The following is a 9,590-nucleotide window of genomic DNA, read 5'->3' as shown; positions in this document are numbered from 1 at the left end:
GCCGCTATCGCGCCCGCTTGCGTTTCATATGAACCTTGATGTTCAAACACCATCCGGACCGCCCGCGCGCGAACTTCTGGCGAGTAGCGATTTGCCATTTTGCTTTTTGTCATAACCATCATCCTTACTTAAGTTGATGGTCTCCGACAAACTCGGGGCGATTCACACCGGCGATTTCGACCAGATCGAGCGCCTCGCGGCACTGACCGCCGCTGACGCCACGGCGCTCCGCCACCAGTCGCCGCATCAGGTCGACCGGAAGTACACCGATCTCCTCGGACAGCGCTTTCTCAGCCGCACCATCCGCAAGGATGACCTTGCGATCTGTCCGCGCTGCTGGCTGGAGCAGGGGCGAGATCATCAAATGGATACGGCATTCCTACCGCTTCGGGCCGTCTGGTTGCCACGGGTTCTCTCGACCCGTGCCCTTCACGGCGTCGCCCTGGTCCCGCTCCCCTACGCCGATTACACGACCTGCTATGACGCCCCGACGCGCTGTCGGCTGGAGACCAGGTGGCTGAAAATCTCGAAGATCTGATTGTCGAGCAACGTCCCTCACGGTTCGAAAAAGCCGTGTTGGCGCAGTTCGACGGGACGGACGCCTGGGCTTGGCAACCCGACGCGCAGGTCGATGTGCTGGAGCGTTGGTGTCTCGGTCTCGGCGCCATGGTCCAGCTAGGAGCGCGTTCCCTCGTCGATCTGGACCTCCCGGAGCAACGCGAGCTTATCGACGAGGGCTACGCCCTCACGGTGGCAGGTTGCGACACCGTCCAGACCGCCATCGACAAGGCGCTCGGCGGCCAGAAGATGCGTCTCTCGCAGTCTTGGCTGCACGCGTGGTGCCTGCAATCCGCAGATCCCGAGGAGAGGCGGCAGTTCCGTAAGGTGATGCAAGGCCTTAGCCGTGATCAGGGTGGCGCGTAGTCTTAAGGCGACGGAGGCCGCACTGTGCCTTGGGGTGACGCTCCCGGAGTTTCTCCGCTTCGCGGCGCTTGGTGGCCTGCCGCGTATCGAGACCCGCGCGTACCGCAAGCAGCACTATGATCGCGACGAGGTGCAGGCGCTCGCGGTCGCCCTCGACGAACTGCCGGTCAGCGCGGGAAGCCCTGATGGGCAGCGGATCATAGAGGCGATCGCCGCGGCGGACTGCATTCTGCACCATGTCACCCGGCTGTTAAGCGAGCGTCGCCTGACTTTTGCCGTTCTGACGTGTCGTGAAGCCGGAGTCCTCGGCCTGCGCATGGACCCGACTGATCTGGCTCAGGCTCTGGAGCAGTCGAACGTGCGTGATCTGACCCTGATAGAGGCGCAACTCGCACTGGGCGTCAACGAGGCTTCGATCCGGAAATTGCGTTACACCGGCTGCCTCCCGAGCTACTCCCTCCCGGTCAACTCCGTGAATCCACGTCGGCATCTTATCCCGTGGGATGCGCTCCAAAGTTTCCAGACCAGGTACATATCGGTGAAGGTCGCGGCGCGGCAAACCGGGTTGACCGGCACCGAGATACGTGATCTCGCGCGGTCACGGGGCCTGGGCTTCGCGCCGGAGTTGGGTGATCTGCCATTCTACCCCGCCGACGCGCTTCTCAAACTCATCGCGGAGGCGCGTGAGGAGATGGACCCGGCCTCAGACTGACTGTTCGCAAAACTCAGAAATATCAAAGCCCCGTGCTGACCTCAGCATGGGGCTTTTTCTTGTGCGAGGGATCAAAAGGAAACGGTTCCGTCGCACGGACAGTGCGCCAGTTTTTCTTCCCGCAGTTTCGAAGCTTGATAGGGTCGGGAGAGCATGTTCCGGTAGGTTCCAGAGGCTCAATCCCAGGTCTTCCCCGGACAAATCCCAAACTTGGGCCGGATAAACCCAAATTCACACCGGACTGGACAATGAGGGATGAGAATGGTGTCCACGGCGGGATTCGAACCCACGGCCCCAGGATTCATACCACTTCGGCTTTCGCCGCCGCCATTTGGCGTTCGTGGTCTGGACTGTCCCTTCACCATTGGCCAAAGCCCTTAGGTGCTGCCCGTCCAGTCTCTACACCTTCCCCATGCGGGGCTTGGCTCGGGATTGGCAAGGTGCGTGACGCACCGTAGCGTTCCCCGAATTTGAGCAGATCCGTCACGCAGTTTCCAAACGTGACGCCCAATTTATCTTTAGGAATCCTGTGCTCTATCCAGCTGAGCTACGCAGACATCATTTTCAATTCGCACTGTATCCACCTTACCTACGACAGGCAAGATCACAACACGTTAGCAATGACATGGAACGGGCCGCTGTTTATCGGAAATATAATGTAAAAGGGGAAGCGCTTTGGCCCACCGCTTCCCCTTTTGGTGACCCGGCCAGGCGATCGGAGTCTACACGCCTGGCGGATCAATATGGCAATCGAAACGCGAGCGCCTCAACTGTTACCGCTAACATAAATCGGAGAGCGCTCTTGTGCAAGGGAAATATTTGGCGCTAACACTAGAATATTGATCAAGGATGACCTTCGTGACCCAACCAACCGTGCCACCACGCCGCCCGTTGACCCTACGAGATGTCTCAGAGGCATCCGGAGTTTCCGAAATGACCGTCAGCCGGGTGCTGCGAAATCGCGGCGATGTGTCCGCAACCACCCGAGAACGTGTGCTGGAGGCCGCCAAAACATTAGGCTATGTGCCCAACAAGATTGCAGGTGCGCTTGCGTCACAGCGCGTGAACCTTGTGGGGGTCATCATACCATCCTTTGGGAACCTTGTTTTTCCAGAGGTGCTTGCCGGAATTTCCGCAGGGCTAGAGGAGACTGGGCTTCAGCCTGTGGTCGGGGTCACCGATTACTCCCCTGAAAAAGAAGAAACCGTTCTGTATGAAATGCTGTCCTGGCGTCCTACCGGCGTCATCATTGCGGGTCTGGAACATACAGATGCGGCACGGGCAATGTTGGAAAACTCTGCCATCCCGATTGTAGAGATCATGGATGTCGACGGGGCAGGAATCGATTCTGTTGTTGGCATTTCCCATCAACGTGCTGGGCGCCATATGGCAGAGGCCATCTTGCGCGCCGGGTATCGCAAAATCGGCTTCCTTGGCACGAAAATGCCCGATGACCACCGTGCGCGCAAACGTCTGGCGGGATTCCGTGCGGGCCTGGCCGAAGCAGGGCTAACCATTGCCGATGAAGAATACTACGCGGGCGGCTCTGCCCTGGCGAAAGGGCGAGAGATGACAGAGACTATTCTGGCGCGCAGTCCAGATCTGGATTTCTTGTATTATTCCAATGACATGATCGGGTCAGGGGGGCTGTTGCATTGCCTTGATAAGGGGATCGACGTGCCTGGCCAAATCGGCTTGGCCGGATTTAATGGCCTGCCTTTGCTGGATGGACTGCCGATCAAACTGGCGACGATGGATGCCTGCCGACGCGAAATCGGCATTAAAGCTGCGGAAATCATCGCTGGACGCCCGCATAGTGGCGTGATTGGCGGGGAATTGGTGGAATTAGAACCACGGTTGGAACCGGGCGATACGATCCGCAAATCCTGAGGATTAACGCTTGGCGCTCCAGCTGGCAGAGGCATATTGGCGGGTATAAAATTCGCCCATCAGGCCAATGGCCAACAGCGCCAAGCCAACATATAGCGGATATTGCCATGAAGAATAATGCGGGTTGTAATTGATAAAAGCGAAACCGCGCGCCTGATCAATCGTGTGAAATAACGGGTTCCAGCTGAACATCATCAGCATTTTATGAGGCAGGTTATTCGCCAAAAACATTTTGCCCGATGAGATCATGTTAGAGCGGGAGTAGATCTGCTGCAGCACCCCCACGACATCGGGCGCCCAAGGCTTGGCCGCCAGGAAAACAAGGCCAATCGCGACCCCGGTGAACCAGCTAAGCAACACCATGCCCATCGCGCCGACCCAATTATAGATGACAATAGGCACGAAGGCAGCGTGGTAGATATACAGAACCACAACCATCGACAAAACCTGAATATACAACGCGCCCAGCGCGGCAGAGGCAATAGAGACCGCCGTCGTCATGGGGGCGTGTTTCATCATTGGCGAGGACGGGCCTTCGGCCCCGAATACCGCACTCATGGCTTTGTTATGTGTCAGGAACAAGAACACGCCCGTCATGATATACAGCAAGAAATCACCGCGCACGGTGTTTCCACGCAGCCCCAAGACCGAAAACATGACGTAAAATGTCAGAACCAACATCAGGGTCTGAACGATATTTAGCAACAGACCGATCACCGCATTGCCATGGGTTCGGCGGATATTTCGGACGGTTGAATGGTAGATCAGCTCTAGTAGGCTGAACCCCGAACCGAGTGTAGAATTGCTGCGTTCCGCTCTAAACATTATCCTGCCAATCCGGCCCTGTCCGAAAGACTACCCTCGAAACCTTGCTGTTCTCTTGATGGCCTATCATAAAGAAACAATAATCGCACAGCAATCGGGCCAAATTCGGGCCGAAAATGGAGAGATGATGGATTTCGAAAAACTCGTGCCTGTGATGCGTAAACTGGCTCTCGAAGCCGGCGACAAGATCATGGAGATTTATGACGGTCCTGATTTTGAGGTAAAATCGAAATCCGACGATAGTCCCGTGACCGCCGCGGATGAGGCGGCAGATGCGCTTATTTCAGCTGGGCTCAAGGCGCATTTCCCCGATGTCGCCCTAGTGACAGAAGAGCAATCGGACAGCCACAGCCTTGAGGCATCGTCCTTCCTGATCGTCGATCCGCTGGATGGCACAAAGGAATTCATCAACCGTCGCGGCGAATTCACCGTAAACATTGCCTATGTTGAGGCAGGCACGCCCAAGGCGGGTGTGGTTTACGCACCTGCCATTGGGCGCTTGTTCTATACGTTGGCCGATGGCCGCTCGGTCGAAGAAAAAGGCCCATTCGACAAAGATACAGTCGGTGACATCTCACCGATAGCAGTTTCCACCCCGGACAATCGCGCTTTGATGGTCGTGGCGTCGAAATCCCACCGTGATCAGGCCACCGATGATTACATTGCGAAATATGGGGTGAAAGACATGACCTCGGCCGGGTCATCGTTGAAATTCTGTCTGGTCGCGACGGGTGAGGCGGATATTTACCCACGCCTTGGCCCGACCATGGAATGGGACACTGCAGCAGGTGATGCAGTATTGCGTGGCGCGGGTGGGGAGCTGGTCTTCTTTGACGATCACAAACCGTTCACCTATGGCAAAGCCGATTTCCGCAATCCCTTCTTCATCGCATACGCCCCCGGCGTTCTATTGGCCAAGTAAATGTCGATTTTGATCGTTATACCGGCGCGCTATGCGTCCACCCGCTATCCCGGTAAGCCCCTGGTCGAACTGACCGGGGCCAGCGGGGTCAAAAAGACATTGATCGAGCGCAGCTGGGACGCAGCGATGCAGGTCAAAGGGGATCTGCGCGTTGTCGTGGCCACGGATGATGACCGGATCCGCACCGCCTGCGAAGCCTTCGGTGCAGAGGTTGTAATGACCTCTGAGGCCTGCGCGAACGGAACAGAACGTTGTGCGCAGGCGCATCGAATTCTGGGGGGCGGCTTTGACTATATCGTCAATCTTCAAGGTGACGCGCCGCTGACACCGCCATGGTTCATTGAGGCCTTGATAGACGGTATCAAAGGGTCTGATGCGGACCTGGCGACCCCGGTATTGCGCTGTGAAGGTGCGATGCTGGACGCATTGAAAGAAGATCGTCGCAACGGGCGCGTTGGCGGCACCACCGCCGTATTCGGTGCCCAAAATCAAGCGCTGTATTTTTCAAAAGAAGTGGTGCCCTTCACAGCCGACAGCTATGCGCCGGAGGCTCCAACGCCTGTGTTCCATCATGTGGGCGCCTATGCCTATCGTGCAGCGTCCCTGGCGCAATATCCAGACTGGGCGACAGGTCCACTGGAGACATTGGAAGGGTTGGAACAGTTGCGCTTTTTGGAAAACCAGCATTCCGTCCTATGCGTCGAAGTCGAGGCGCGCGGCCGCCAGTTCTGGGAGCTGAACAACCCGTCTGACGTCGAACGGATCGAAACCATGATGGCGCAAATGGCGCTGGATTGATCAGCGCAAAATAAAAACAGAATCGGATGTAACGCGATATTGCATCCGATTCCATGATTGCCTACTTTTTACGCAATTCATTTTCCGCCGGTCAGTCCCACCAAATCACGGTGATTCCCTCCGATTGCGCACCCTTTCGCCAAGCCCCTGTTATAACGAAAAAAACCGCCCTACGATTCATGGCCCACCTTGAAACGCACCCAGTCAGCGATTCTCTGGATCTTTGCTGTTTCAACCAAGCCAGACGTATCATCGGCGGCATTTGTTGCCGATATTTTATCACTCTGAGCGGGAACGCGCCATTTGTCACAGAGCGGTGAACAAAATAGCGTTTCGTGCGTTTAATGCAAATAAGGTTGTGCACTCGCGCTTGAGTATTGCAGCCTTTCAGACTTACACTTGATGAATAAATCGAGCGCATGGCGCTCCAAAACTTAAAGGTGCCTGAATGACACGTAAGGTCACGAAAGCGGTCTTCCCCGTTGCTGGTCTTGGAACCCGCTTCTTGCCCGCAACCAAATCTATTCCGAAAGAGATTTTGACTCTCGTTGATCGGCCGCTGATCCAATATGCGATTGATGAAGCGCGTGCGGCCGGTATTACCGAATTTATTTTTGTGACATCTCGCGGGAAAGCGGCGCTGGAAGATTACTTTGATGATGCGCCGGAACTCGAAGCTTCGCTGAAAGCGAAGAAAAAGACTGCCATCTTGGAAGAGCTGGAAAAAACCAACATGCCATCTGGCGCGATCGCCTATGTGCGCCAGCGCAAAGCCCTTGGCTTGGGCCATGCCGTTTGGTGTGCGCGTCGGATGATTGGCGATGAACCCTTTGCCGTTATCTTGACCGATGACGTAATCGCTGCGGATAAGCCCTGCTTGGCGCAGATGATCGAAGCCTATGAAGAAAACCCGGGCAACTATGTTGCAGCGATGGAAGTGCCGTCTTCGAAGATCTCGGCATATGGCGTTCTGGATTGCGAGCCGGTCACACCAAACACCGTCAAGGTCAAAGGTATGGTTGAGAAGCCCCCGGCCGAGGAAGCACCATCGAATCTGGCGGTGATCGGCCGTTATATTCTGACACCGGAAATCTTGAAGCATATTGATGATGCCATCGCGTCGAAAACCACCGGCGCGGGCGGCGAATACCAGCTGACAGATTCCATCGCGCAGGAGATTGATGCTGGCAATCCGGTCTATGGCTTCCGCTTTAAGGGGCAACGCTATGATTGCGGCACCAAGGCAGGCTTCTTGCAGGCCACTGTCGCCTTTGGTCTGGCGCGTGACGATCTGCGCGACGAGTTCGCAGAATATCTTGCCGATGCCATCGGCATGCAAAGTGCTGCCGAATAACGCATGACAAAGCATGTTTTGGTGACAGGTGGCGCCGGCTATGTTGGTGCCCATGCCTGTAAGGCATTGAAGCAGGCAGGGTTTATCCCTGTCTGCTTTGACAATTTCAATACCGGCTGGCGAGAGGCCGTTAAATTCGGCCCACTGGCCGAAGGTGATCTGCTGGACCGTGCGCGCCTGGATGAGGTTTTCGCCCAGTATAAACCCATCGCAGTGATGCATTTCGCCGCCCTGTCGTTGGTGGGGGAGTCGATGACAAACCCCTCAAAATACTGGCGCACCAATGTCATGGCAGCGCTGAATTTGATCGAAGCTGCAAATGATGCAGGTTGCGATAAATTCGTGTTTTCCTCGACATGTGCGACATATGGCGATCAGGATGGCGTTGTGCTGGATGAAATGACGCAGCAGCGCCCGATCAACGCCTATGGCGGGTCCAAACGCGCGATTGAAGACATGTTACGCGATTTTGGCGCAAGCCACGGTTTGAAATCGGTTATCTTCCGTTATTTCAACGTTGCGGGCGCCGATCCTGATGGTGAAATTGGCGAACAGCATGTGCCAGAGACGCATTTGATCCCGCTGATGCTGGATGCCATCGCGGGAAAACGCGCTGCCCTGACGGTATTTGGATCGGATTATGATACTGAAGACGGCACCTGTGTGCGTGATTATGTGCATGTCTCGGATCTGGTCGATGCGCATGTTCTGGGGTTAAACTGGCTGTTGGATGACAAACCCTCCGATGTGTTCTGTTTGGGCACAGGCAATGGGTTCTCCGTGCGTGAGGTCATTTCGCAATCCAATTCCGTCACCAATCGCGAGGTGCCGATTATCGAAGGCGAACGCCGCGCTGGTGATGCCGCTGTGCTGGTGTCAGGGTCTGTCAAAGCCAAAGAGCTTCTTGGATGGCAACCCAAACGTGCAGAGTTGAGCACGATGATTGCCGACGCGTGGCGCTGGCATCAGGCCCCTGATTACAAGGCATGATCGCCACGGATGCGCTGGTCTCAAGCCCTGTCAAATGCAGGCGCAGCCTATCGGTTGCGCCTGAAACGCCGGAAATTGCTGTGGCGGGCGATGCGATGCAAACGCGATTTGCACGTCGACACAGATCGCAGTGCTGAGCTATCAGCCAAAGATATCTTGTTGTTTGCAACAATGCGCAACGAACTGCCGCGCCTGCCATCCTTTCTGGCGCATTACCGCGCGCTTGGGGTGGCGCATTTCCTAATCGTGGCCAATGACAGTGACCCCGACATGCTGTCCTTTCTGCGCGGGCAGGCTGATGTGTCATTATGGACTACGCAGGCCAGCTACCGCGAGGCGCGGTTTGGCATGGATTGGCTGAACCATATGTTGATGCGCCACGGCTCTGGCCATTGGTGCGTAACCGTCGATGCAGATGAATTGCTGGTCTATCCGGATTGCGACACGCGGCCCTTACCGCAGTTGACCCGATGGTTAGACGCGCGCAACGTCCCAATGATGCCCGCGATGATGCTGGACATGTATCCAGACGGCCCCCTATCGACCGCACACACCGCAGCAGGTCAAAGTCCCGCAGATAGCCTGCCCAATTTCGATGGCTGGGGATATAGTTGGGAATATCAAAGCAGGTTTCACAATATCTCTATCCGGGGGGGGCCGCGCAAGCGCAGCTTCTTTGCGGATACGCCCGATCTGGCGCCGCATCTGCATAAGACGCCGCTGATCCGCTGGCATTGGCGCTATGCCTATGTCAGTTCGATGCATATCGCGCTGCCAGCGGTATTGAACACAGGCTTTGATGCCCGCCGCACCACGCCGACCGGGGTTTTGCTGCATTCCAAATTTCTGGATGGCGCGATTGAGCGTGCGCGGCATGAGAAACACCGCGGTGAGCATTTCACACATCGCGACGTTTATGACAGCTATTATGATCGTGTCGCCGCGGATCCGGACCTACGATATGAGGGGAGCTGCCGCTATAAGGGGCCAAATTCACTGTTGGAAGCCGGGCTGATGCGGCGCGGCGATTGGCACTGAAACAGCCCAAGCCATTTACATGGCGCGCCCCAACCCGTTAGGATCAGGTTAGAAAATCCAATGTGCCGATCACGCGCATGGCAAAAAAACAAAGACAGGCAAAAAAATCTGATAGATTGTTATTCAGTCGTGGACAG

10 protein-coding genes are annotated in these 9,590 nt (G+C 56.0%); 9 read left to right on the top strand and 1 reads right to left on the bottom strand.

Annotated features, from left to right (window positions below; genetic code table 11):
* The first annotated feature begins 136 nt into the window (after positions 1–136).
* From BFP70_RS20700 to BFP70_RS10150, 4 genes are all read left to right on the top strand, one after another.
* Positions 137–538: a TniQ family protein gene (locus BFP70_RS20700; protein ID WP_369820201.1), complete on the top strand. Its 402-nt coding sequence runs from the start codon at positions 137–139 to the stop codon at positions 536–538.
* Positions 514–924 (top strand): hypothetical protein, encoded by a 411-nt coding sequence (locus BFP70_RS10160; RefSeq protein ID WP_066011460.1) that lies wholly within the window; start codon positions 514–516, stop codon positions 922–924. The genes BFP70_RS20700 and BFP70_RS10160 overlap by 25 nt, the downstream gene beginning before the upstream one ends.
* The gene (locus tag BFP70_RS10155; RefSeq protein ID WP_066011459.1) at positions 905–1,636 is read left to right on the top strand and encodes a hypothetical protein; all 732 of its coding nucleotides are present in this window, start codon (positions 905–907) and stop codon (positions 1,634–1,636) included. The genes BFP70_RS10160 and BFP70_RS10155 overlap by 20 nt, the downstream gene beginning before the upstream one ends.
* Positions 1,637–2,494: 858 nt before the next feature.
* Positions 2,495–3,526, top strand: coding sequence for a LacI family DNA-binding transcriptional regulator (locus BFP70_RS10150; protein WP_255356662.1), 1,032 nt, complete (start codon positions 2,495–2,497; stop codon positions 3,524–3,526).
* A gap of 3 nt (positions 3,527–3,529) precedes the next feature.
* On the opposite strand, the gene BFP70_RS10145 is transcribed toward BFP70_RS10150, so the two are convergent.
* Positions 3,530–4,351 (bottom strand): ABC transporter permease, encoded by an 822-nt coding sequence (locus BFP70_RS10145; RefSeq protein ID WP_066011457.1) that lies wholly within the window; start codon positions 4,349–4,351, stop codon positions 3,530–3,532.
* Positions 4,352–4,478: 127 nt separating this feature from the next.
* On the opposite strand from BFP70_RS10145, the gene cysQ reads away from it, so the two are divergent.
* The 5 genes from cysQ to BFP70_RS10120 all read left to right on the top strand — a co-directional run bounded on the left by cysQ (position 4,479) and on the right by BFP70_RS10120 (position 9,453).
* Positions 4,479–5,273 carry a 3'(2'),5'-bisphosphate nucleotidase CysQ gene (cysQ, locus tag BFP70_RS10140; protein ID WP_066011476.1) on the top strand — a complete coding sequence of 265 codons (795 nt, stop codon included), beginning with the start codon at positions 4,479–4,481 and terminating at the stop codon, positions 5,271–5,273.
* Entirely contained in the window at positions 5,274–6,071 is a 798-nt protein-coding gene (locus tag BFP70_RS10135) for a manno-octulosonate cytidylyltransferase (RefSeq protein ID WP_066011456.1), read from the top strand. It begins immediately after the preceding gene.
* Between the two features lie 448 nt (positions 6,072–6,519).
* Complete coding sequence (galU, locus tag BFP70_RS10130; protein WP_066011455.1) at positions 6,520–7,425, top strand: UTP--glucose-1-phosphate uridylyltransferase GalU; 906 nt, start codon at positions 6,520–6,522, stop codon at positions 7,423–7,425.
* Between the two features lie 3 nt (positions 7,426–7,428).
* Positions 7,429–8,415 carry a UDP-glucose 4-epimerase GalE gene (galE, locus tag BFP70_RS10125; protein WP_066011454.1) on the top strand — a complete coding sequence of 329 codons (987 nt, stop codon included), beginning with the start codon at positions 7,429–7,431 and terminating at the stop codon, positions 8,413–8,415.
* 9 nt (positions 8,416–8,424) lie between these two features.
* Positions 8,425–9,453: a glycosyltransferase family 2 protein gene (locus BFP70_RS10120; RefSeq protein WP_066011453.1), complete on the top strand. Its 1,029-nt coding sequence runs from the start codon at positions 8,425–8,427 to the stop codon at positions 9,451–9,453.
* Positions 9,454–9,590 lie beyond the last annotated feature (137 nt).

The organism is Thioclava sp. SK-1, assembly GCF_001705665.1.
Taxonomy (GTDB): Bacteria; Pseudomonadota; Alphaproteobacteria; order Rhodobacterales; family Rhodobacteraceae; genus Thioclava.
The sequence above is the reverse complement of the archived record's forward strand: the minus strand, read 5'-3'. Positions and strand labels throughout refer to the sequence as shown.